The 22,746-nt window shown below is 39.1% G+C and carries 22 protein-coding genes, 1 tRNA gene and 1 other annotated feature; all 23 genes read right to left on the bottom strand.

Annotated elements, in window-relative coordinates; all coding sequences use genetic code 11:
- Window positions 1-4: 4 nt before the first annotated feature.
- The 23 genes from leuB to ACQ5H4_RS09405 all read right to left on the bottom strand — a co-directional run bounded on the left by leuB (window position 5) and on the right by ACQ5H4_RS09405 (window position 22,669).
- On the bottom strand, window positions 5-1,117 hold the full coding sequence (leuB, locus tag ACQ5H4_RS09515) for a 3-isopropylmalate dehydrogenase (protein WP_430774710.1): 1,113 nt from the start codon (window positions 1,115-1,117) through the stop codon (window positions 5-7).
- A gap of 31 nt (window positions 1,118-1,148) precedes the next feature.
- On the bottom strand, window positions 1,149-2,672 hold the full coding sequence (locus ACQ5H4_RS09510; RefSeq protein ID WP_430774709.1) for a 2-isopropylmalate synthase: 1,524 nt from the start codon (window positions 2,670-2,672) through the stop codon (window positions 1,149-1,151).
- Window positions 2,659-3,681: a ketol-acid reductoisomerase gene (gene ilvC / locus ACQ5H4_RS09505; protein ID WP_430774708.1), complete on the bottom strand. Its 1,023-nt coding sequence runs from the start codon at window positions 3,679-3,681 to the stop codon at window positions 2,659-2,661. Before ilvC ends, ACQ5H4_RS09510 begins: the two co-directional genes overlap by 14 nt.
- Window positions 3,682-3,717: 36 nt before the next feature.
- Window positions 3,718-4,236 (bottom strand): acetolactate synthase small subunit, encoded by a 519-nt coding sequence (gene ilvN / locus ACQ5H4_RS09500; protein ID WP_119709303.1) that lies wholly within the window; start codon window positions 4,234-4,236, stop codon window positions 3,718-3,720.
- Window positions 4,233-5,948, bottom strand: coding sequence for an acetolactate synthase large subunit (gene ilvB / locus ACQ5H4_RS09495; RefSeq protein ID WP_430774707.1), 1,716 nt, complete (start codon window positions 5,946-5,948; stop codon window positions 4,233-4,235). Before ilvB ends, ilvN begins: the two co-directional genes overlap by 4 nt.
- A gap of 98 nt (window positions 5,949-6,046) precedes the next feature.
- Window positions 6,047-6,292: a binding site (T-box leader), on the bottom strand.
- An 8-nt stretch (window positions 6,293-6,300) separates the two neighbouring features.
- Complete coding sequence (gene ilvE / locus ACQ5H4_RS09490; protein ID WP_430774706.1) at window positions 6,301-7,206, bottom strand: branched-chain-amino-acid transaminase; 906 nt, start codon at window positions 7,204-7,206, stop codon at window positions 6,301-6,303.
- Between the two features lie 345 nt (window positions 7,207-7,551).
- Window positions 7,552-8,469, bottom strand: coding sequence for an oligopeptide ABC transporter permease (gene opp4C / locus ACQ5H4_RS09485; protein ID WP_430774705.1), 918 nt, complete (start codon window positions 8,467-8,469; stop codon window positions 7,552-7,554).
- A gap of 10 nt (window positions 8,470-8,479) precedes the next feature.
- Window positions 8,480-9,445 carry an ABC transporter permease gene (locus ACQ5H4_RS09480; protein WP_430774704.1) on the bottom strand — a complete coding sequence of 322 codons (966 nt, stop codon included), beginning with the start codon at window positions 9,443-9,445 and terminating at the stop codon, window positions 8,480-8,482.
- A gap of 79 nt (window positions 9,446-9,524) precedes the next feature.
- The gene (locus tag ACQ5H4_RS09475; protein ID WP_430774703.1) at window positions 9,525-11,285 is read right to left on the bottom strand and encodes a peptide-binding protein; all 1,761 of its coding nucleotides are present in this window, start codon (window positions 11,283-11,285) and stop codon (window positions 9,525-9,527) included.
- Window positions 11,286-11,378: 93 nt separating this feature from the next.
- Window positions 11,379-12,389, bottom strand: coding sequence for an ABC transporter ATP-binding protein (locus ACQ5H4_RS09470; RefSeq protein ID WP_430774702.1), 1,011 nt, complete (start codon window positions 12,387-12,389; stop codon window positions 11,379-11,381).
- Between the two features lie 14 nt (window positions 12,390-12,403).
- Window positions 12,404-13,381, bottom strand: coding sequence for an ABC transporter ATP-binding protein (locus ACQ5H4_RS09465; RefSeq protein WP_430774701.1), 978 nt, complete (start codon window positions 13,379-13,381; stop codon window positions 12,404-12,406).
- A 320-nt stretch (window positions 13,382-13,701) separates the two neighbouring features.
- Window positions 13,702-13,778 (bottom strand) — tRNA-Arg (locus ACQ5H4_RS09460).
- A gap of 126 nt (window positions 13,779-13,904) precedes the next feature.
- Window positions 13,905-14,420, bottom strand: a complete 516-nt coding sequence (locus tag ACQ5H4_RS09455; RefSeq protein WP_430774700.1) for a metallophosphoesterase — start codon at window positions 14,418-14,420, stop codon at window positions 13,905-13,907.
- 4 nt (window positions 14,421-14,424) lie between these two features.
- The gene (locus tag ACQ5H4_RS09450; protein ID WP_430774699.1) at window positions 14,425-15,027 is read right to left on the bottom strand and encodes an XTP/dITP diphosphatase; all 603 of its coding nucleotides are present in this window, start codon (window positions 15,025-15,027) and stop codon (window positions 14,425-14,427) included.
- Window positions 15,024-15,794 (bottom strand): ribonuclease PH, encoded by a 771-nt coding sequence (gene rph, locus ACQ5H4_RS09445; protein ID WP_430774698.1) that lies wholly within the window; start codon window positions 15,792-15,794, stop codon window positions 15,024-15,026. The genes ACQ5H4_RS09450 and rph overlap by 4 nt, the downstream gene beginning before the upstream one ends.
- Window positions 15,795-15,906: 112 nt before the next feature.
- Window positions 15,907-16,977: a GerMN domain-containing protein gene (locus ACQ5H4_RS09440; RefSeq protein WP_430774697.1), complete on the bottom strand. Its 1,071-nt coding sequence runs from the start codon at window positions 16,975-16,977 to the stop codon at window positions 15,907-15,909.
- A gap of 106 nt (window positions 16,978-17,083) precedes the next feature.
- Window positions 17,084-17,881: a glutamate racemase gene (gene racE / locus ACQ5H4_RS09435; RefSeq protein ID WP_430774696.1), complete on the bottom strand. Its 798-nt coding sequence runs from the start codon at window positions 17,879-17,881 to the stop codon at window positions 17,084-17,086.
- A gap of 10 nt (window positions 17,882-17,891) precedes the next feature.
- Complete coding sequence (locus tag ACQ5H4_RS09430; protein WP_430774695.1) at window positions 17,892-18,341, bottom strand: MarR family winged helix-turn-helix transcriptional regulator; 450 nt, start codon at window positions 18,339-18,341, stop codon at window positions 17,892-17,894.
- 178 nt (window positions 18,342-18,519) lie between these two features.
- A complete protein-coding gene (gene gerE / locus ACQ5H4_RS09425; RefSeq protein ID WP_009796032.1) occupies window positions 18,520-18,744 on the bottom strand; it encodes a spore germination transcription factor GerE in 225 nt (74 codons plus the stop codon).
- A gap of 137 nt (window positions 18,745-18,881) precedes the next feature.
- A complete protein-coding gene (locus tag ACQ5H4_RS09420) occupies window positions 18,882-19,346 on the bottom strand; it encodes an acyl-CoA thioesterase (RefSeq protein WP_430774694.1) in 465 nt (154 codons plus the stop codon).
- Between the two features lie 120 nt (window positions 19,347-19,466).
- The gene (gene sdhB, locus ACQ5H4_RS09415) at window positions 19,467-20,228 is read right to left on the bottom strand and encodes a succinate dehydrogenase iron-sulfur subunit (protein ID WP_430774693.1); all 762 of its coding nucleotides are present in this window, start codon (window positions 20,226-20,228) and stop codon (window positions 19,467-19,469) included.
- A gap of 2 nt (window positions 20,229-20,230) precedes the next feature.
- A complete protein-coding gene (sdhA, locus tag ACQ5H4_RS09410) occupies window positions 20,231-21,991 on the bottom strand; it encodes a succinate dehydrogenase flavoprotein subunit (protein WP_430774692.1) in 1,761 nt (586 codons plus the stop codon).
- Between the two features lie 69 nt (window positions 21,992-22,060).
- Window positions 22,061-22,669: a succinate dehydrogenase cytochrome b558 subunit gene (locus tag ACQ5H4_RS09405; RefSeq protein ID WP_430774691.1), complete on the bottom strand. Its 609-nt coding sequence runs from the start codon at window positions 22,667-22,669 to the stop codon at window positions 22,061-22,063.
- Between the last annotated feature and the right edge of the window lie 77 nt (window positions 22,670-22,746).

Below are 22,746 nucleotides of genomic sequence, written 5' to 3'. Positions count from 1 at the left end.
GAATTTATGCGTAGGCACCCATAATACTTGAGATCGTTTCATGTCCTAAAATACATGCCTTAACTTCAGCTACCATTTCTGACGTAGACACTGCTCTTTTTCCTTCTGAAAAAATATCCTTTGTACGCAATCCAGCATTCAATACTTCATCCACCGCATTTTCAATAGCCGCAGCTTCTTCTTCTAAGCCAAACGATACTCGAAGCATCATTGCTGCTGATAAAATAGCCGCTAAAGGATTCGCAATATTTTTCCCTTCAATATCAGGCGCAGATCCATGAATTGGTTCATATAAGTAAGGACCATTTTCAGATAAACTAGCTGATGGAAGCATTCCTAAAGATCCCGTTAATACAGAAGCTTCATCGCTTAAAATGTCCCCAAATAAATTCTCAGTAACAACAACATCAAAACTCTTTGGATTCTTAATTAATTGCATCGCTGCATTATCAACAAGCATGTGATCAAGCTTCACCTCTGGATAGCGTTTTGACACTTCCTCTGCTACTTCTCTCCACATTCTGCTTGATTCTAGTACATTTGCTTTATCAACAGATGTAACCTTTTTCCCTCGTTTATCCGCAAGTTGGAAAGCTAATTCAATTACCCTAACCATTTCTTCACGTTTATAAAAAAGAGTATCTACAACTGCTTCTTTTTCATCAACTGTACGACGCTCACTCGGCTTACCGAAGTATAATCCACCCGTTAATTCACGCACCATTAACATATCCACATCTTGAATGATTTCTTTACGAAGGGGTGATGAATCAGCTAGACTCGCATAAAAAGTAGTCGGGCGCAAGTTCGCATAAAGGTCAAGTTCTTTACGAATTTTAAGTAATCCTCTCTCTGGACGGAGATGTACAGGCAAAGCATCGTACTTTGGACCTCCGACCGCACCTAAAAGTACAGCATCACTTTGCTTACATAGCTCAACTGTCTCATCTGGAAGTGGACTCCCTGTTACTTCATAAGCTACTCCACCAATATGTCCATACGTAAATTCAAATTGATGACCAAATCTATCACCAATAGCCTGCAGTACATCCACCGCACCTTTAGTTACTTCTTTGCCAATTCCGTCTCCGGGTAGCACTGCAATCTGCTTCTTCATCTTGTTTCCCCTCCATTGAAATGTACATTTATTAAACGGTCACTGCAGTCATGTATATCACACGATTCACCGCATTTAAATATGCATTGGCAGATGCTTCAAGAACATCTTGAGCCAATCCACGACCGCTTGTTTCTTCTCCATTAAATTTAAGCTTTACATACACTTGGGCCAATGCATCTCTACCCGCTCCAACAGACTGGATTCGGTAGTCTAGTAAATAGACACTGCCATTCACACATTTTTCCAACGTATTATATAACGCTTCAATGCTGCCACTTCCCGTGCAAGCCTCTTGAATGATCTCATTTTGATTTCCTGACAGCGTAACGGTAGCTGTTGGTATTTGATTTGTACCATATTGCACTTGGATCGCTAATAGCTCGTAAAAACGCTCATCTTTAGATAACTTTTGCTCAAGTACAATCGCTGCAAGATCTTCGTCTGTCATCTCTTTTTTTCTATCAGCTAATTCTTTAAAGACAGTAAATAATTGAGTGACATCCTCATCTGCAACTGATAACCCTAGTTCATCTAATCGGTTTCTAAAAGCATGTCTCCCTGAGTGTTTTCCAAGAACTAATGTGTTAGATTGGAAGCCAACAAGTTCTGGAGAAATAATCTCATACGTTGACTTTTCCTTTAGAACGCCATCCTGATGAATTCCAGATTCATGCGCATAAGCATTTCTACCAACAACTGCTTTATTTGCTGGTACAACCATACCGGTAAGCTTACTAATTAAACTACTAGTACGACTAATTTCTTTCAATTGTAGTCTTGTATCCGCATCATAAAAATCTTTGCGTATATGAAGAGCTACCGCTAATTCTTCAAGTGCTGCATTCCCAGCTCTTTCACCAATTCCATTGATGGTTCCTTCGACCTGTGTCGCACCGTTTTCAACTGCAGCCAAGGAATTAGCAATAGCCATTCCTAGATCATCATGACAATGTGCCGACAACGAAACTTTATGGATAGAAGGAACATTGTTGTGCAAATATTGAAAAATTTCTCCATACTCTTTCGGAGTAATGTAACCAACCGTGTCAGGAATGTTAATGACATTCGCCCCTGCTTGAATCACTTCTTCAATGATTCGAGCTAAGAAAGGTAACTCAGTACGACAAGCATCCTCCGCTGACCACTGAATAATAGGAAACTTCTGTGCAGCGTATTTCACCATTTGTACAGCTCTCTCAACAACTTCATCTTGACTTAACTTCAGTTTGTATTGTCTGTGAATAGGAGATGTTGCAATGAAGACGTGTAATCTTGGTTCTACACCGTTCTTCAATGCCTCCCATGCTGCATCAATATCTGAAGTAACTGCTCTTGCTAACCCCGTCACAGAACAGTCTTTAATCGTATTTGCAATTTGTTGCACTGAAGTAAAATCACCTTTAGAAGCAGCTGGAAAACCTGCTTCGATAATATCGACTTGAAGTTTTTCCAGCTGTCTTGCAATTTCGAGCTTTTCTGTTTGGTTTAAATTTACTCCCGCAGATTGCTCCCCATCCCTTAATGTTGTATCAAATATTTTAATTCGTCGCACTAACGACCACTTCTTTCTTTTTGTCCTTATTGACAAAAGGCATCATAGCACGTAACTCGCGACCAACTTGTTCGATTAAATGGCTATTTTCTTTCTGAACGATTGCGTTGAATTCTGGACGATTCGCTTGGTTTTCTAGGATCCAACCTTTAGCAAATCTACCTTCTTGAATGTCTTTTAGAACTTCCTTCATTGATTCTTTTACGCGAGCGTCAACTACTCTTGGTCCACTTACGAAGTCACCCCATTGAGCTGTGTCAGAGATAGAATAACGCATGTTCTCCATTCCACCTTCATACATTAAATCAACGATTAGCTTCAATTCGTGTAAGCACTCAAAGTATGCTAGTTCAGGTTGGTAACCTGCTTCAACTAATGTTTCAAAACCAGCCTTAACTAATGAAGTTAAACCTCCACAAAGAACCGCTTGTTCTCCGAATAGATCTGTTTCAGTTTCTTCTTTGAATGTTGTTTCTAAAGCTCCAGCTCTTAGTGATCCAATCGCCCATGCATATGCTAAAGCAAGCTCTGTCGCTTTCCCTGTTACATCTTGATAGATAGCAAATAATGCAGGAACTCCAGCTTCTTGCTCGTATGTTCTTCTTACTAGGTGTCCTGGACCCTTAGGAGCTACTAATAGTACATCGTTTGTAGCTGGTGGTACGATTTGGCTAAAGTGAACATTGAAACCGTGAGCAAACATTAATGCTTGATTTGTTAAATTTGGTTCGATTTCTTCTTTATATACTTTTGGTTGCATTTCATCTGGTAATAGAATCATAACTACATCTGCTTGTGCTGTTGCTTCTCCTACTGGATATACATTGAAACCATCTTTTTCAGCCTTTTCCCATGACTTACCTTGTCTTAATCCAATAACAACATCCACACCGCTCTCTCTCATATTTTGTGCATGAGCATGACCTTGTGAACCGTATCCGATAACTGCTACCTTTTTCCCGTTTAGATATGATTGATTTGCGTCTCCGTTATAGTACATTTTTGCCATTTTTATTTCTTCCTCTCATTAGTAAGTTTTTTTTAGTTAGACAATTGAATATGGTTTTATCGCTTGAGAAGGTTTTTGTGTCCCTCTTAGGAAAGCGGTTGTCCCTGTTCTTGCTAATTCTTTAATTCCATATGGCTTAATTAATTCAATAAACGCTTCGACTTTATCTGATTCACCAGTCAGCTGAATAACCAAGCTATCCTTGCTTACGTCAATGACTGATGCTCGAAACGGCTGTATTAAGGAGTAAATCTCATTTCTCGTCGAAGAGTTAGATACTACTTTAATTAATGCTAGCTCTCTTGCGACAATAGATTGCTCTGTGATATCCATGACCTTGATTACGTCGATTTGCTTATTTAACTGTTTCGTTATTTGTTCAAGCACACCATCATTATCAACATGAACAACACAAGTGATGCGAGATATTCCTTCCTGCTCAGAATACCCTACCGAAATGCTTTCGATATTATAATTTCTTTTTGAAAAGAGATTTGTAATACGATTTAACACACCTGGTCGATTCATTACAGTTAAAGTTATAATTCTTTTCACGGTTTCACACCTACCATTTCATGATGTCCTTTACCAGGAGCGATCATTGGATAGACATTTTCGTCTGGATCAATGCGAATGTCTAGTAATACTGGCTCATTGTTTGTTAGTACTTCATTAAAAATTGTTTCAGCTTGTGCCACATCTTCAATGACATACCCTTTGATTCCATAGGCATCAGCCAACTTTACGAAATCAGGTTGGCCAGAGAATTTGCTGTGTGAGTAACGAGATTCATAGAAAATCTCTTGCCACTGTCTTACCATTCCCAACGAAGAATTATTAAGAATGATAATTTTAACAGGTAGATTTTGTTCTCTTATAACAGCCAATTCTTGCGTACACATTTGGAATCCACCATCACCTGAGATCGATAACACAATCGAATCTGGTGATGCCAATTGCGCACCGATGCTTGCAGGTAATCCAAAGCCCATTGTTCCAAGTCCACCTGAAGTTACCCAACGGTTCGCCTTTGAAAACTTATAGTATTGAGCAGCCCACATTTGGTGTTGACCAACGTCTGTTACGACAATCGCTTCACCTTTTGTTTTTTCATAAAGCATTTCCATCACTTTTTGTGGCTTTAAGCGACCATCTTCCTTATAAAAGTATGGGTACTCTTTTTTCCAAGTATTTAGCGTGTCCAACCATTCTTGGTGAACCGGAGGCTTCCCTTCTTGAGCAATTAGTTGCTTTAACGCTTCTTTTGCATCCGCTACAACCGGGATATGTGTCTGAACATTTTTTCCGATTTCAGCAGGATCAATATCGATATGTGCAACTGTTGCGTTTGGAGCAAAATGTTGCAGGTTTCCTGTTAGGCGGTCATCAAATCTAGCTCCAATATTGATGAGTAAATCACATTCATATAGTGCCATATTCGCGGTATAACACCCATGCATACCTGCGAGTCCAGCGAATAAAGGATGTTCAGCTGGAAAACCTCCAAGTCCTAACAGTGTGTGTACGACTGGAAGATTTTGTTGCTCAGCGTATTGCTTCAACTCTTCGTAACCTTCTGCAAAGAGAATTCCTGCACCCGCTAAAATAACGGGCTTCTTCGCTCTACTGACCGCTTCGGTTAGCTTTCTAATCTGAAGATAATTTGGTTGAACAGTAGGTTGATAACCTGGTAGAACAATTTCTTGCTCCTCAGGAACATTTGCTATACCAGCTGCGATATCTTTAGGAATATCGATTAATACTGGCCCTGGACGTCCGCTTGTAGCAACGTAGAATGCTTCTTTCACAATTCTAGGAATATCTTCAATACTACGGACCTGATAATTATATTTTGTTATGGGAGTCGTAATTCCCAATATATCCGCCTCTTGGAAAGCATCTGTACCAATCACTCCTGTTGCTACTTGACCAGTAAAGACAACTAATGGTAAGGAGTCCATCATCGCATCAGCTAATCCAGTAATAATGTTGGTAGCTCCTGGTCCTGATGTCGCGATTACAACACCCGGTTTTCCTGTTACACGAGAATAACCTTCTGCTGCATGAATTCCACCTTGTTCATGGCGAGGGAGTATGTGTAGAATCTTAGAATCATAGAGCTTATCGTAAATTGGGAGAACTGCCCCTCCAGGATATCCAAATATTACCTCTACTTGCTCCTTCTTTAGTGCTTCAAGCATTAATTCTGCACCACTAATCGGTTCGTTTTCAGCCTTCAATTTTGTAAAGGCAGTTTCTTGCAACATTTGTTGACCCTCCCTATTTCAAATCTTGTTAGATAATCTAACAAATTAACATTATAAAAAGCCTCCCCATCCCCTACTTTGCCTACTACACCCTAGGCTAAAGGGATGGAAAGGCTTGAGAAACCTATCCACGGTACCACCCTTGTTCACGCAAATGCGTGCGCTCATGATCACAATTGGATCGTTTTGATAACGAGTGTCTGACACTCGACTGCCTTTACTATAGACTTTCAAGACAGTGCTCAAAGGTGAGTTCATTTCAAGTCATTTCCACCGGCTTCCAGCTACCCCGGCTCTCTGTAGGAATGTTTCTTGAAACTACTTTTCCTTATCAACGCTTTTCCCTATTTACTTAGCTTACATGTGGTGTTGCTTCCTTAGAGTACACTTTCACACCTTCAGATACGACGCGTTCTCTAAATTTCACTAATAACTCCTTCGTAAGTGCACCTGGAGTACCCTCGCCAATGACTCTGCCATCTACCTTAATTACTGCAATGACTTCTGCAGCTGTTCCTGTTAGGAACACTTCATCAGCAGTGTAAACATCATGTCTTGTAAATGGTTCTTCTTTTAGTTCATAGCCTAACTCTTTTACAATATCAATAACGGCGTTTCTTGTAATCCCTTCAAGTGCCCCAATATATCCTGGTGGTGTGTAAAAACAACCATCTCGGATAATAAACACATTATCAGCAGATCCTTCAGCAACATACCCTTGGTCATTAAGCATTAATGCTTCACTAACACCAGCAAGATGTGCTTCAATTCTAACTAACACGTTATTTAAATAATTTAGTGATTTTACTTTTGGACTAAGTACATCAGGTCTGTTTCTTCTTGTTGCAACAGTCACAATTTCTAATCCTGTTTCATATAATTCTTTCGGGAAGATCGAAAGTGGTTCCACTATAACAACCACATTCGCTTTAGCACATTTATTTGGATCGAGTCCGAGGTCACCAACCCCTCTAGAAACTACGACGCGAATATAAGCATCTTCAATTTTATTTTTCTCAACAGTAGCAACGATAATATCTGTGAATTCATCCTGTGAGTATGGTACATTCAACATAATTGACTTTGCTGAACGGTAAAGTCGGTCCATATGTTCCTTCATTCGGAAAACGTTACCGTTGTAGACTCGAATTCCTTCAAAAATACCGTCTCCGTATAAAAATCCATGATCGTATACTGAAATCTTGGCGTTCTCTTTAGTTACATATTCGCCATTTAAAAAAATCCATTGTTCAGACACGAAATACACCTCTTTGCATTTAAGTTAAACCACTTTAAATGAATAAAATAATTACAAAAATTTTTTTCGAAAAAACAACTCTTTTTACCCTTTGTTTTTCTTTTGAATATTACAAATGATTTGTATATTTGAGGACTATCTTACGCCCATTTTATTTACTCGTCAACCCCATTTTTTCGAATTGTTTGATAATTTAGATTAGTCAATTTAGTTGTATCCGCTTACAATGCTGATATAATAACAATTTCTAATTTTAAAAAATTTTTAAAAAATACTTCATATTTCTTTTTCCATCTCTAGTAAAAAATGAAAGAAGCCTACTGAATGATTCAGTAGGCTCTTTATTTATCTTCTATTACTTTTAGGATCAAACGCGTCTCTTAAACCATCTCCTATAAAGTTAATACATAAAACAGTCGTTAAGATTGCTAGCCCTGGCGGTATCCATGCTTCCGGACTGTTTCGTAAAATACGTAAACTTTGGGCCTCAGAAATCATATTTCCCCAAGTTGGTGTAGGCTGAGGAATTCCAAATCCAATAAAGCTAAGACCCGATTCAATAATAATATACGTGGCCATCATTAATGTCGCATTAACCACGATTGGACCAATTGCATTCGGAATAAAATGCTTAAATATTATTCTAAAATCACTTGCCCCAATCGCTTTAGCCCCCAAAACAAATTCCTGTTCTCGAAGCGATAAATATGTACCTCTAATAATTCTAGTTAAGTTTGGCCATGAAGTGATGGCAATAATTGCTACAAATATTCCAACGTTCACTCTTTCCAATATGGCTACAATCGTTAAACAAAGAACGAGGAAAGGTAATACTAGCATCATATCAGCTGCACGCATAATAATTGCATCAATCTTACCACCATAATACCCAGCAATAGAACCAAGTGTTACTCCAATAATGAGTGTAAATATCATTGCACTAAAACCAACAATAAGTGAAATTCTCCCTCCATACAGGAGTCTCGATAGATTATCACGTCCTGAACTATCGTTTCCTAGTGGATGCTCCTCACTTGGGGGCCGTTCAATTAATAAGAGATTTGACTTGGTAGGACTGTGCTCTGTTAACAATGGAGCAAAGGTGACAGCTAAAATGATCGCTAATAACACAAAGACTCCCATAACAGCAAGCTTATTTTTCAAGAATCGTTTTAATGCGATTTGAAAAGGCCTATTTCCTTTATCTGGTTTAACAGGGACCTCTATTTTTGTATCCATCGCTTCCTGCTGTTTTAGTTCCATTTTACTCACCTCAATCGTAGCGGATTCGTGGGTCAACAATACTGTAGAAAATATCAGCTAATAAATTCCCGAGGAGAATGAAAAATCCTAACATTAGATTAATGGCCATGATGACAGGATAATCTCGATTTCCAATAGAACTTAAGAACAATGTTCCAATTCCCGGATATTGAAATACTCCTTCAGTGATAACTGCACCGCTAAGTAGGATCCCAACTTCAAAACCTAGTAAAGTAATAATCGGAATCATTGCATTACGCAAAGTATGTTTGTACAATACATTTCGATTAGTCATCCCTTTAGCAAGAGCAGTACGAATATAGTCGCTGGCTAACACATCTAGCACTTCCGAACGCATAAATCTCATGTAAGAGGCTGTCCCTGCTAACCCTAGTGTTAATCCTGGTAAGATTAAATGTTGTAGCTTATCAAGAAATAGTTCTATGCCTGTTAATCCTGGACTTGAAACAGAACCTTGTGAAGGTAACCAGCCAAGTTTAATAGAAAATACGTAAATGGCAACTAATCCAAAAAAGAAATTGGGTACAGCTAAGCCAAAAAATCCAAATGTTGTAGCACCATAATCAAGGATAGAGTAAGGCTTTTTGGCTGAGTATATCCCGATCGGAATGGATACAATAATCGTAATAAGAAGCGTGAAAATACCTAAATAAAATGTATTTCCAATTCTTTCTCCAATCAAATCAGAAACGTCCCGGCCTTTAAAAATATATGATTCTCCGAAGTCCCCCTGCATAACTTTTGTTACCCAATTCCAATATTGGACGTGAATGGGGTCATTAAGTCCAAGGGCCTCTTTTTGCCTTTCGAAAACCTCTGGATCAATATTGGGATCGAAATTTTTCCCGGTAATCGGGTCACCTGGAGCAGCTTGTATTAGACCAAACACGAAGATAGTTAGTACAAAGAGCATAGGGATAAAAATTAGTAATCTTCGAATTATATACTTATACACTGGTATCCCCCTCCATTCTTACAGAATAAGAAAAGAGCGCGGCATGATTACCGATCACTCTTTTCTCTATCAACAATTGTTATTCCGTTACGGACCAGAGATGAGTATCGTTTAAGAACGTGTATGGAAGTACATCGATTCCTTGAAGACGTTTGTTATGAGCCCATAAGCTATTTGCAGCATATAGGATCACGCTAGGAAGATCTTCACCGAACTCAACTTGCCACTCACTATACTTTTGTTTACGATAATCTTGTTCAAATGCATCTGGAGGAGTGAATGCATCCTTTAGCAATTGATCTGCTTCAGGATTATTCCAGCGAGAATAGTTGTAACCTGCCATAGATGACCATAATCCACTTGGATCTGGATCTGTACTATCCAAGCTCCAACCAATTAAGTATAAATCCCAGTCTTGGCTGTTCTTTTCTAAATCTTCAAAGTAGGCTGCCGCTTCCTTCGGCTGGCGAAGGTCGATGCTAATCCCCACCTCTTCTAGGAACTCTTCAATAATCGGAGCTGAACGCTCACGAATTTGGTTACCTAGTGGATAGTTCAGGTTAAGTACCCATTCCTTGCCGTTTGGATCCTCGCGGAAACCATCTCCGTTTACATCCTTATAACCAGCTTCATCTAATAGGGCTTTTGCCTTTTCAGGGTCAAACTCATATTGATTTGGTGTTGTATCGTCATAAGCCCAGAATTGTGTAGCAATTGGTGAATTTTGAACAATTCCGCGTCCATACAATAAGCCATCTACTAAACCTTGACGGTTAATTGCATAGGCAATCGCTTGACGAACTTTTTGGTCTTTAAGATTTTCGTTCACTGTCCAGTTGGCTGGATTAATTGTGCCAGCTTCTGATTCTTCCTTAGAACGATGATTATGCATCAACCCCATTGTCTGGTATCCAAAGTCAGGTTGCTCAATAATTTCAACATTTTCAAGCGCATCAACCGTTTCATAGTCTGCAGCTTGGAATCCGTTTGGATCGGCAACAAAATCAATTTCACCGTTTTCAAGTAAACCTAAGATAACAGCTTGATCAACTACCTTCCAGATGACGCTATCAAGCTTAGGCTCTCCCTGCCAATAATCGGCAAATTTCTTAAGTACATATTGCTCTCCTTGTACCATTTCACTAAATTGGAATGGCCCAGTACCAATCACTTCACCAGGATTACGCGAAGCACCTGCTTCCGGAATTTCCGCAACAGGAATATCTTTGAAAATATGTTCTGGAATAATCATAAAGCTAGCATCAGATAGTGCCAACACATTTGGTTGAGCAAATTTAAACGTAACTGTATGATCATCAACAGCAACAACCCCTTGGAAATCCGTTGTTTTTCCTGTTGAAAATTCCTCATAACCTACCAATCTTTCAACATATTGCGTACGAACTCCGCCCGCTTCTATATAACCTGGGCTCGCAATCGTTTTATAAGTAAATACAACGTCACTAGCAGTAAACGGTTCCCCATCATGCCATTTTACATTCTCATCTAACTTAAATGTTACTTCTGTTTGATCATCATTGAATGTCCACTCTTTCGCTAAGTTCGGAATAAAATCAAGGTTCTTATCCTGCGTAAGTAACCCTTCGTGCGTAAATGATAAAATATTAGATTCATAGGCCTCTGTGTAAAAAATAGGGTTAAATAACCCTGTAGGAGCCGTATCCATTGCCCCAACTACTGTACCTCCACTTACCGGGTCCTTTTCACTCGATCCTTCATTTTCTGTTGAAGCAGGTTCGTTGTTTCCTGAGCATGCTGCAAGTACACCAAAAACTAGTGCAAGCATTAGCATGACCAACCAACTTTTCTTTGCCTTCATTCCATTCACCCCTCTTATAATTATTAACATTTCTGTCTAAATCAACCAGTTGAATTGCGCACACCACCTCCTTAAGTGCATAACAAAATGCACTTATTTGCTTGTATAAAGGTGGCAGGCTACTAGATGACCATTCCCCACCTCAGTTAACTCTGGGCGCACCTCAGAGCATTTCTCATGTACCATCGGACAACGAGTTCGAAACGTACAGCCTGATGGAGGATTTGAAGGGCTTGGTAAGTCACCTTTTAAAATGATTTTTTCCTTTTTGTGTAGTATGTCTGTGGATGGAACTGCTGATAGAAGTGCTTGTGTGTATGGATGTAATGGAGTTTCGTAGAGGTTCTTCTTCGGCGCTATTTCTGCAATGCGACCTAGGTACATAACAGCCACTCTGTCGCTAATGTGTTTTACAACGCTTAAGTCATGGGCAATAAATAAATAAGTTAAGTTAAATTCGTCCTGTAAGTCGGCCATCAAGTTTAGTACCTGGGCTTGTATCGAAACGTCCAATGCAGAGACTGGCTCGTCACAAATAACAAATTTCGGGTTCAAGGTTAGTGCTCTTGCAATGCTTATACGCTGTCTTTGTCCACCAGAAAACTCATGTGGATACTTTAATCGATCCTCTGACCGAAGACCAACCTTTTCTAAGAGACTAATTGTCTTCTCTTTTCGTTCTGCCTTTGTTAAATTTGTTTGAACAATTAATGGTTCTTCAATTAATTCGGACACGCTCATTTTTGGATTTAATGAGGCGAAGGGATCTTGAAATACAATTTGCATATCTCTCCGAATTGGTCGTAGCTTCCGGTATTTCATTTTGGTTATATCTTGATCCTCAAAAACGATTTGTCCATCAGTGGGATCCATCAAACGAAGCAAAACTCTACCTAATGTTGATTTTCCAGAGCCTGATTCACCAACGATGCCTAGTGTTTCTCCCCTTAATACACTAAGACTAACGTCATCAACCGCTTTGACATGTCCAATTGTATGTTTTAAGATTCCGCCCTTGATGGGAAAGTACTTCTTAATATTTTTTGCCTGAAGTATGTAATCTTGATCTGTATGTATCCTCGTTTCTGTTTCGATGACTGACAATTTCACACTCCCCCTTATTCATACAGGTAACATCGGACACGGTGACTTTCCTCTGCATCCGTTTCATATATAGTAGGGTTTTTATCCCGGCATTTGCTCATCACCTTTGGACATCGATCTGAGAACCTGCAGCCAATAGGAAAGCGATGCGCTGGAGGAACAGTGCCTTTAATCGCTCCAAGTCGATCAACTTCCTTCTCTATACTTGGCAAGCTATCAAGTAGACCCATTGTATACGGATGTTTCGGTGACAGAAACAGTTTTTCAATGTTTGTTTCTTCAACGATTTGGCCTCCATACATCACCATAATTCGGTCCGCATATTCAGCTACTACACCTAAATCGTGCGTAATTAATAATACAGCCATGTTAAATTTCTTTTTCATTTCATCCATCAAATCTAAAATTTGAGCTTGAATGGTAACATCGAGAGCAGTTGTCGGCTCATCCGCGATTAATAGCTTTGGATCACAAGATATAGCAATCGCAATCATAGCACGCTGACGCATTCCACCCGATAGTTGGTGTGGATACTCCTTCATCGTTTCCTCTGCACGCGGAAAACCAACGACTTTTAGAAGCTCAATCGCTCGTAACCTCGCTTCATTTTTTGTCATTTTTTTATGACGAATAAGAGTTTCTATAATTTGATTTCCAATAGTAAAAACAGGATTTAAGGCGGTCATCGGTTCCTGAAAGATCATACCGATTTCCTTTCCACGAACATTTGTCATTTGCTTGTCGTTAAGCCCCACCAGATCCTTACCGCCGAAAAAAATTCGGCCATCTTCAATTTTTCCTGGCTTATTAATTAACTTCATAATGGAGAGGGAAGTAATACTCTTTCCACTCCCTGATTCCCCAACGAGAGCAACGGTTTCCCCAGGCCTGATATAAAAATCTACTCCATCAACGGCCTTTGCGACTGCTTTATTTTCTAAGTAAAAATAAGTTTTTAAGCCACTGACCTCCAACAATTTTACATCTGACATCAACACACCTCCCGATTACCTTAGAAAAAATAGACTGAGTATCCGTCCTTCTTGAAAGAAAGTATACTATTATGTATAAATTTTTTCAATATATAGAATGTTAAAATTAGTTACAATTGTTAGAAATATTGTGATATTTTCTGACAAAAGATTCACTTCAGTACATCAATGCTTTACATAAAAAAAGACAATTCCTTACAAAGGAACTGTCTAATTAACAAAAATTATTGGCAATTAAAATTATATAAAAATAGAAAAAAACGCTATAGAAATGACATTGTCACTTTCTATAGCGTAATATGTATTTATTGGTGTGTAAATGGCGTCCCAGGAGAGATTCGAACTCCCGACCGTACGCTTAGAAGGCGTATGCTCTATCCGGCTGAGCTACTGGGACATGTTTTCTTAAGGACATTTTTTATTATATTAGGCTTATTATAAAAAGTCAACACTTTAAATTAAAATTATTATTTCACTATTCAAAGGAGATTCCTCTCCTTTGAATAGTATATGATGGAAGTGGTTATTTGTGAAGTTGAAAGCTTTGTCGAAGTTGTTCTATTTCTCCATGGTCAAAATCATAAACATGAAAATCGACTTCTTGTTCTGTAAAGTTTAGAACCACATATGTCCTCTCGTTGCGCCCTCTTGGAAGCCGTAAGCTACCAGGATTTATGAACAATCGGTTACCGATCTTTTCAATTCCTAATAGATGAGAATGGCCAAAGCAAACAATCTTAGCATCCACTTCTTCTGCTTTATATTTTAAATTCAGTAAGGTAGATTTTACATTATATAAATGGCCATGTGTCACTAGAAATTTCGTTCCCTTAAAATCAATAATCTCATCATGATGAAACAACGACTCGTAATCACAATTTCCCCTTACTACAACGAATCGGTCAATGGCCTCATCATTTTTTGAAAGCTCAGAATCACCACAATGAATAAATTTTTCGACATCGTTATGCCGCTTCTTTAATTCATTCAACTCTTCCGTTAACCCGTGACTATCACTTACAATAAGCACCTTTGACATCAGACTACTCTCCCTTAAACACTTCTGGTAGTAGCTTTGCTAAATTACTCAAGGCTACAGCACGATGGCTAATCTTACTTTTTTCCTCAGGTAAAAGCTCTGCCATCGCTCTATTTCTCTCTTTTACAAAAAATATAGGGTCATATCCAAAGCCATGAGTCCCTCTCTTCTCATCTAAAATCACACCCTCACAGGTACCATGTACTGTGATTGTTTCTTGACCTGGGACAGCAAGTGCTAACGCACAATAAAAACGCGCCGTGCGCTTTGAGGGCTCAACTCCATTTAATTCCCTTAACACTTTCGTCATATTGTCTTCATCGCTCTTTTGTTCCCCCGCATAACGAGCAGAGTATACACCTGGTTTCCCGTCTAGTGCATCAATAACTAGTCCTGAATCATCAGCAATAACCGCACGGTTCAATTGTTTTGAAACCGTTTCTGCCTTTATAATAGCATTTTCCTCAAAGGTCTTTCCGTTCTCTTCTATATCCTCAATCTCCTCATAATCAAGGAGAGTTTTTACTTGAAACCCGAGAGGCTCAAACATCCTTACGAATTCTTTGGCCTTTCCACTATTCTTTGTTGCTATGATAACTTCTTTCATTTCTTCGCACCTTTTTTAACCCTTGCATCCTCAATTTTCTCAACAACTGCTTCACCTAACACACTCTTTTGTGCTTCAAAAAGCTCCGTAATTCCACTTTGAGCAATTTCCAACAAATCCTGAAGTTCATTGTAAGAGAATGTTGATTCTTCACCCGTTCCTTGGAGCTCAACAAATTCACCATTCCCTGTCATTACGACATTCATATCAACTTGTGCCGCAGAGTCTTCGATATAGTTGAGATCAAGTACAATTTCCTTGTTTTCAAGTATCCCTACACTCGTAGCTGCTAGAAAGTCAACCACTGGATACTTTGAAAGTTTTCTATCTTTATGCAATTTATTCAGAGCGTGGGCCATTGCAACAAACGCTCCTGTTATGGAAGCAGTCCTAGTGCCACCGTCTGCTTGAATGACATCACAATCAATCCATACGGTTCTTTCACCAATTGCTTCAAGATCAACGACTGCTCTTAGTGCTCTACCAATCAACCTCTGAATTTCCATTGTTCTTCCTGAAACCTTGCCTTTTGATGACTCACGTATGTTTCTTGTTTGCGTTGCCCTTGGCAGCATGGAATACTCAGCCGTAATCCATCCTTTCCCTTCTCCTCTCATAAAAGGAGGGACGCGTTCCTCTATACTAGCCGTACAAATTACCTTCGTATCACCAACAGTAATTAGCACGGACCCTTCTGGATGAATAAGATATTCAGTATCAATATGTATAGGGCGTATCTCAGATGCCTTACGACCATCAGTCCTCACAATATTTCCTCCTTTGTAAGACTACTTTATAATGTTGAAATCCAAATAAAGAAGAGGCGGATAACCGGCCTCCTCAACTTGGTCATTATATAGTATATCAAAAAACAATTTATTAAAAACTACCTGTATTCACATTTTCTGGGCGCGTCACAGGCTCGGAAAGCTTTTCTCCCTTATCATTTACAAGTTCAGCCTTTCCATTCACCGTTACAGCAATACTCTCAATTCCTTTTTGTTCTGTTAACGAAAGCACGAGTGTATTTAGAATATGATCAGAAACAATTTTCTCTTCTGAGCTATTTAAGATAGATTCGTTAAAGTTTAATGTTACTTTGCCGTCCTCTACAACCGGCTTATCTAAAAGCGAAACATCAGAAACAAACTCGCTTAACAAATTAGAAGAATAAGTTGGTCCTTTGGCAAGTTCTTCTACTACTGCTGTAATATTATCGCTTTTGTCATTACTAATACGCTTGGTAACTGGCACATAGTAGTATGAGCCCTCTTCTCCTCCTAAATAATACACAGTTAATGCTTTTGTGTTGGTAATATCGACAACTTCTGAAGTATCCATGTTAATTCCGCTATCCCTTGTTAAACCACTCTTAGATAGCGCCATACCACCCACTGGCATCTCAGTTAGTTCATGCCCGTTCATTTTTAATTTTACCTTATCAATAGAATCAAATTGAGTTAACGTCCAAGTAATGGACTGAACAATTTTCATTTCGTCTTCTGGCTTATAATTCTTAAATTCCTTTGAGAAGTTAACTGTTGCTACTTTATCCTTAATATCCACAGATACTGCCGTGTCAGCTGGGATAACGGCTGCAAACCCATTAGGTAACATTTCTGTGACTGGACCATTCTGCACAAGATACTCTACCGCCTGCTTGGCCACTGACTCCGTTTTCGGAAGATCGATTGTTTGCGGTACTACATAGCCATTTTTATCTACTAAATATAATTCAGTCATAACGCCTTTTTCCGCAACTTCTTCGCTATTCTTTTCTGAGGCTGCCGTTTCGACTACTTTCGCGGTTCCATTATCTTCTGTGTATGTGACTGTTTTTGGAGGATCGATTTGTTCCTTTTTTTCTCCTCCTAATAAACCACATCCAGATAATAAAACGGACGAAACAATGACAGCTGATACAATGGTCGTACTTTTATGCTTTGACATCCATAATCCCTCCAAGACAGTTTGTACTACATGTATACGAGCCTTTTTAAAAAATAGACCGATTACTAGAAAAAAATAAAAAAAGCCTCCAGAACGGAGACTTGCTTTAAGATAGTTTAATGGTTTCTACAGACAATTCACCTGCGTGCAGCCAGTTAGTAGCGATTCGCTGAAAAATAGGCTTTGATCCAGTCGTATAAAACTGATGCTGGGGCTCGTCCCTATTCGGCGTTAGCCACCCATTATAAAAAAGAATGGTACTTACCTCACGTGCCGTTTCCTCACCAGAGCTAATAACAGACACAGTCGGACCCATTGTTTTCTTAATAATCTTTTCAAGCAATGGATAGTGTGTGCAGCCTAAGATCAATGTATCGAGACCTTTATTTTTAATAGGCGCCAACGTCTCGGCTACCACTTTTTTCACAATTGGTCCATCCACTTCTCCACTTTCAACGAGAGGAACAAACTTCGGACAAGCAAGACTAGTAACCTTAGATTTTTTATTAATGGTTTTCAAAGCCATTTCATATGCATTACTCTTTATCGTTCCGACAGTCCCAATAACCCCAATTTGGTGGTTTTTTGTTACCTTAATAGCCGTTCTAGCACCTGGATAAATGACACCAATAACTGGGATGGAAAGTTCATTTTGAATTTCCTCTAGGGCAACTGCAGTCGCTGTGTTACATGCAATTACTAACAACTTAATTCCCTTGTTCACTAAAAAATTCGTCATTTGCCATGTGAATTTCTTTACCTCTTCACCGCTCCTCGGGCCGTACGGGCATCTTGCAGTGTCTCCTACGTAGAGAATCTGCTCATTTGGCAGTTGGCGCATAATTTCCTTCGCAACAGTTAATCCGCCAACTCCAGAGTCAATAACTCCGATCGGTTGATTCAAACATCTCGCCTCATTCTTCTTTCATTTCTTGATGTAATTTCATTAAGTTGTTTTTCAGGAGAATCACTTCTTCGCTATTAAAGTTAACTAAAACCTCCTGTAAGTATACCTGCCTCTTCTTTATCACTTCGTCAATAATTCGTTCTCCTTCTTCTAAAAGGTGAATACGAACCACACGGCGATCATTCGGATCCTTCACACGCAAAACCAGTTTGTTTTTTTCCATTCTGTCAACAAGGTCTGTTGTCGTGCTACACGCAAGAAACATTTTATTTGAAAGCTCACCAATTGTCATATCACCTTCTTCAAATAACCACTGAAGTGCAACAAACTGAGGTGGAGTAATGGTATAGTTACTTAAAATTTCTCTACCCTTTTGCTTGATAATTCCAGCAATATAACGCAAATCTTTTTCAATATCAGCAAAGATCTCTATCTCTTTTGTTTCTTCTACTTTCATAAATACACAGCCCCTATTTGAGAGTTCAGATCATGATTATATAATAATCATATCTAGCCTTTTAAACTATTTTCACCTTTTTCTCACTAAAATTCAAGAAGGAAGTATAGAAATGTATTTTATGAATGTATTTGGGTACAATTGTAAACCGGCTTCCAATATGAAAGCCGGTCTAGAATTATAGTTCTAGCTCTCCCATTCGAAGGAGCTCTACAACAGCTTGTGATCGCCCCTTAACACCAAGCTTTTGCATGGCATTCGAAATGTGGTTACGAACCGTTTTTTCACTTATGAAAAGTTCTCCCGCGATCTCTTTTGTTGTTTTGTCTTGTACCAACAGTTCGAACACTTCTCTTTCACGTTTGGTGAGTAACGGCTTGTGAGTATATTCATTCTCCTTCAAGTATTGTAACCCTCCTTGCCTTCGCCAGCTATGAACAGCGGGATGGGTATATATTTAGTCACCATATCTTATGTGCAACAGGCGGTTGTAGTGACTATAATTCTTGAAAGAAAGCATTTTTATTTTTATGAAAAATACTATGATAGAATTTTGTTCGATTGTCTAAATCGACCCCTTGTTTCTTCCGTCCAAGGAACTCCCTTTCCGGTACGTTTACACATTTGCACCATCGTTCCTCTCCCAACAAAACATACATCCCCGTTTTGCTTTTTCCCTAAGTAATGAAGGTCAATAGATGTGTTCCCAACTGATTCGATTTTCACAAAAATATCAAGAATATCGTCAAAAAAAACCTGATTAAGAAAATCACACTGTAGATCAGCAACAATCGGAATCGTTGTACTTTCTTTCTGCACCCAATCCTGCATAATGCCAATATGTTTAAAAAATTCAATTCTCGATTCTTCAAAATATGCAAATGGAACCGTATTGTTCATATGTCCAAACATATCTGTCTCTGAAAAGCGAACTTTTATTTTGTTAGAATAGGAGAAACCTTGTTCCCAAGTAGCAAAATCGTGGATATAGCTCACCTTTTTCATAAAATCCCCCTTGTATTGGTAAAAATGAATGATTGTTCATTCTTTGATTATACAAGTGACCTTCTCTTTTGACAAATGAAAAACCCCTTTGACATACAAAGGGGCTAAAGATAAATCTTCTTATACTTGATCGCTTCCAAAGAAGTTTTTAAATGCTTGGAACGTTGTATCTCTATTTAATGCAGCAATAGATGTTGTTAAAGGAATGCCCTTTGGACAAGACTGGACACAGTTTTGTGAATTCCCACAATTCGCGAGTCCACCATCACCCATGATTGCATCCAAACGCTCTGCTTTATTCATCTCACCTGTAGGATGAGCATTAAATAATCGAACTTGAGAAAGAGGAGCAGGACCAATGAAGTTTAACTTACTGTTTACATTTGGACAAGCTTCTAAGCAAACACCGCATGTCATACATTTCGATAACTCATATGCCCATTGACGTTTTCTTTCTGGCATACGCGGACCAGGTCCAAGATCATAAGTGCCATCAATCGGAATCCAAGCTTTCACTTTCTTTAAAGAGTCGAACATACGACTGCGGTCAACCTGAAGATCACGAACAACAGGGAAAGTTCTCATTGGTTCTAAACGAATCGGTTGTTCTAACTGATCAATTAGTGCTGTACATGATTGTCTAGGCTTTCCATTAATCACCATCGAACAAGCACCACAAACTTCCTCTAAACAGTTCATATCCCAAGTGATTGGAGTAGTATGTTTTCCTTGCTTATTTACTGGGTTTCTACGAATTTCCATGAGTGCGGAAATGACATTCATATTTGGACGATAGTCTAACTCGAATTCTTCTTCGTAAGGGGCCGTGTCAGGACTATCCTGTCTTGTAATTTTAAAAACGACTGTTCTTTTTTCAGACATGTTTAGTTATCCCCTTTCTTCTTAGAGTAGTCTCTCTTTCTTGGAGCAATCAAACCAGTGTCAACCTCTTCATAATGGAAGTGTGGTGCTGATTTCGCATCCACAAATCGAGCCATGGTTGTCTTTAAGAACTCCTCATCGTTACGCTCTGGGAATTCCGGTTTATAGTGGGCACCGCGGCTCTCGTTACGGTTGTATGCACCAATTGTAATAACTCTCGCTAGCTGAAGCATGTTTTGAAGCTGACGTGTAAAAATAGCACCTTGGTTGCTCCACTTAGCTGTATCGTTAATATTAATTTTTTCATAGCGCTCTAGTAGCTCTACGATTTTTTCATCTGTTTTTAATAGTTTATCGTTGTGGCGAACTACAGTTACATTGTCTGTCATCCACTCACCCAGCTCTTTATGAAGTACATAAGCATTTTCATTACCATCTAAAGTCATGATCTTATTCCACTTTTGTTCTTCCTCTTTTACATAACGATCAAAGAGGGAAGAAGAAATAGAATCAACGTTCTTGCTTAACCCGCTAATATAATCCAACGCCTTTGGACCTGCTACCATGCCTCCATAAATAGCTGATAACAGGGAGTTCGCACCAAGACGATTTGCCCCATGCTGAGAATAATCACACTCTCCAGCAGCAAATAACCCAGGAATATTAGTCATTTGATCATAATCGACCCAAAGACCACCCATAGAATAGTGGACAGCAGGGAAGATTTTCATAGGAACTTTTCGTGGATCGTCACCCATAAATTTTTCATAGATTTCGATAATACCACCAAGCTTAATGTCTAGTTCCTTTGGATCTTTATGAGAAAGATCCAGATAAACCATGTTTTCCCCATTAATACCAAGCTTCAAATCAACACAGACGTGAAAGATTTCACGAGTGGCGATATCACGTGGAACAAGATTTCCGTAAGCTGGATACTTCTCTTCTAAGAAATACCATGGCTTTCCATCCTTATACGTCCAAACTCGTCCACCTTCTCCACGAGCGGATTCACTCATAAGTCTCAATTTATCGTCACCAGGAATCGCAGTTGGATGAATTTGTATGAACTCTCCGTTTGCATAATACACACCTTGTTGGTAGGCAATGGACGCTGCTGAGCCCGTGTTAATTACTGAGTTTGTTGACTTACCAAAGATAATCCCAGGACCACCCGTAGCCAAAATTACAGCATCTGCTGCAAATGACTTAATTTCCATTGATGTGAGATTCTGAGCAACAATTCCTCGGCAAACCCCTTCATCGTCAATAATAGACCCAAGAAATTCCCATCCTTCATATTTAGTAACTAAACCAGCTACTTCGTGGCGACGTACTTGCTCATCTAGTGCATATAGAAGTTGTTGCCCGGTTGTTGCACCAGCAAAAGCGGTACGGTGATGCTGTGTTCCACCAAAGCGACGGAAATCCAAAAGCCCTTCAGGTGTACGGTTGAACATAACGCCCATACGATCAAGCAAATGGATTATTCCTGGTGCGGCTTCTGTCATTGCTTTAACTGGTGGTTGGTTCGCTAAAAAGTCACCGCCGTATACTGTATCATCAAAGTGCTCCCATGGAGAGTCACCTTCACCTTTTGTATTTACCGCTCCGTTAATACCACCTTGGGCACAAACAGAGTGCGAACGTTTTACTGGAACTAATGAAAATAATTCGACCGGACTTCCTGCTTCCGCAACTTTAATTGTTGCCATTAAGCCAGCTAGACCGCCGCCGACTACGATCACCTTTCCTTTACCCATCGTGAGTCACTCCCTAACTAATATCAAAGTATATCCCGTTCGTTTCTATAAAAATTAGAACCTATTAAATTAAATAAATGCAATAATAGCGCGCACACCAACTATGGAGAGGGCGATAAAAACGCCTAATGTAACATAAGTAGAAATAAGTTGAGAACGTGGTGTAACTGTAATTCCCCAACTTACAAAGAAAGACCATAGTCCATTTGCAAAGTGGAAGGTGGTTGAAAGCACACCGATGATATAGAACCAGAGCATAAATGGATTCGAAAGAATGCTTTCCATCATATTGAAGTTAACCTCTGCACCAAATGCTGCTGCAATTCTTGTTTCCCACACATGCCATGTTACGAATACTAGTGTTACTACTCCAGATATACGCTGAAGCATGAACATCCAATTGCGGAAAAACCCATAATTACTCGTATTATTCTTTGCTGTAAACGCAATATAAAGCCCGTAAATTGCGTGGAATAATAAAGGTAGAAAAATCACGAACGTTTCTAATACATATCGAAACGGCAAACTCTCCATAAAATGAGACGCTTTGTTAAATGATTCTTCCCCCCCAGTTGCAAAATGATTGACTACAAGGTGCTGCACAAGAAATAGACCAACTGGAATGACTCCAAGCAGCGAGTGTAATCTTCGATAAAAAAACTCTCGGTTTCCTGCCATGAACTTAACCCCCCTTAAAAATTAAACGGAATGACTAAAATAATATCCGTTTTTTTACAATAATTTTTACAATTATG

Origin of the sequence: Bacillus coreaensis, from assembly GCF_050586445.1 — a bacterium.
Classification (GTDB): Bacteria; Bacillota; Bacilli; order Bacillales; family Cytobacillaceae; genus Robertmurraya_A; species Robertmurraya_A coreaensis.
The sequence above is the reverse complement of the archived record's forward strand: the minus strand, read 5'-3'. Positions and strand labels throughout refer to the sequence as shown.

Bases quoted from the DNA above. Each gene is read 5' to 3' on its own strand.
- ACQ5H4_RS09475 (WP_430774703.1), bottom strand. From the start codon at position 11,285: ATGAAGGCAAAGAAAAGTTGGTTGGTCATGCTAATGCTTGCACTAGTT.
- leuB (WP_430774710.1), bottom strand. From the start codon at position 1,117: ATGAAGAAGCAGATTGCAGTGCTACCCGGAGACGGAATTGGCAAAGAA.
- ACQ5H4_RS09455 (WP_430774700.1), bottom strand. From the start codon at position 14,420: ATGTCAAAGGTGCTTATTGTAAGTGATAGTCACGGGTTAACGGAAGAG.
- ilvB (WP_430774707.1), bottom strand. From the start codon at position 5,948: ATGTTGCAAGAAACTGCCTTTACAAAATTGAAGGCTGAAAACGAACCG.
- ACQ5H4_RS09420 (WP_430774694.1), bottom strand. From the start codon at position 19,346: ATGAAAAAGGTGAGCTATATCCACGATTTTGCTACTTGGGAACAAGGT.
- ACQ5H4_RS09450 (WP_430774699.1), bottom strand. From the start codon at position 15,027: ATGAAAGAAGTTATCATAGCAACAAAGAATAGTGGAAAGGCCAAAGAA.
- sdhB (WP_430774693.1), bottom strand. From the start codon at position 20,228: ATGTCTGAAAAAAGAACAGTCGTTTTTAAAATTACAAGACAGGATAGT.
- ACQ5H4_RS09440 (WP_430774697.1), bottom strand. From the start codon at position 16,977: ATGTCAAAGCATAAAAGTACGACCATTGTATCAGCTGTCATTGTTTCG.
- ACQ5H4_RS09405 (WP_430774691.1), bottom strand. From the start codon at position 22,669: ATGGCAGGAAACCGAGAGTTTTTTTATCGAAGATTACACTCGCTGCTT.
- ilvC (WP_430774708.1), bottom strand. From the start codon at position 3,681: ATGGCAAAAATGTACTATAACGGAGACGCAAATCAATCATATCTAAAC.
- ACQ5H4_RS09465 (WP_430774701.1), bottom strand. From the start codon at position 13,381: ATGTCAGATGTAAAATTGTTGGAGGTCAGTGGCTTAAAAACTTATTTT.
- opp4C (WP_430774705.1), bottom strand. From the start codon at position 8,469: ATGGAACTAAAACAGCAGGAAGCGATGGATACAAAAATAGAGGTCCCT.
- sdhA (WP_430774692.1), bottom strand. From the start codon at position 21,991: ATGGGTAAAGGAAAGGTGATCGTAGTCGGCGGCGGTCTAGCTGGCTTA.
- ACQ5H4_RS09430 (WP_430774695.1), bottom strand. From the start codon at position 18,341: ATGAAAGTAGAAGAAACAAAAGAGATAGAGATCTTTGCTGATATTGAA.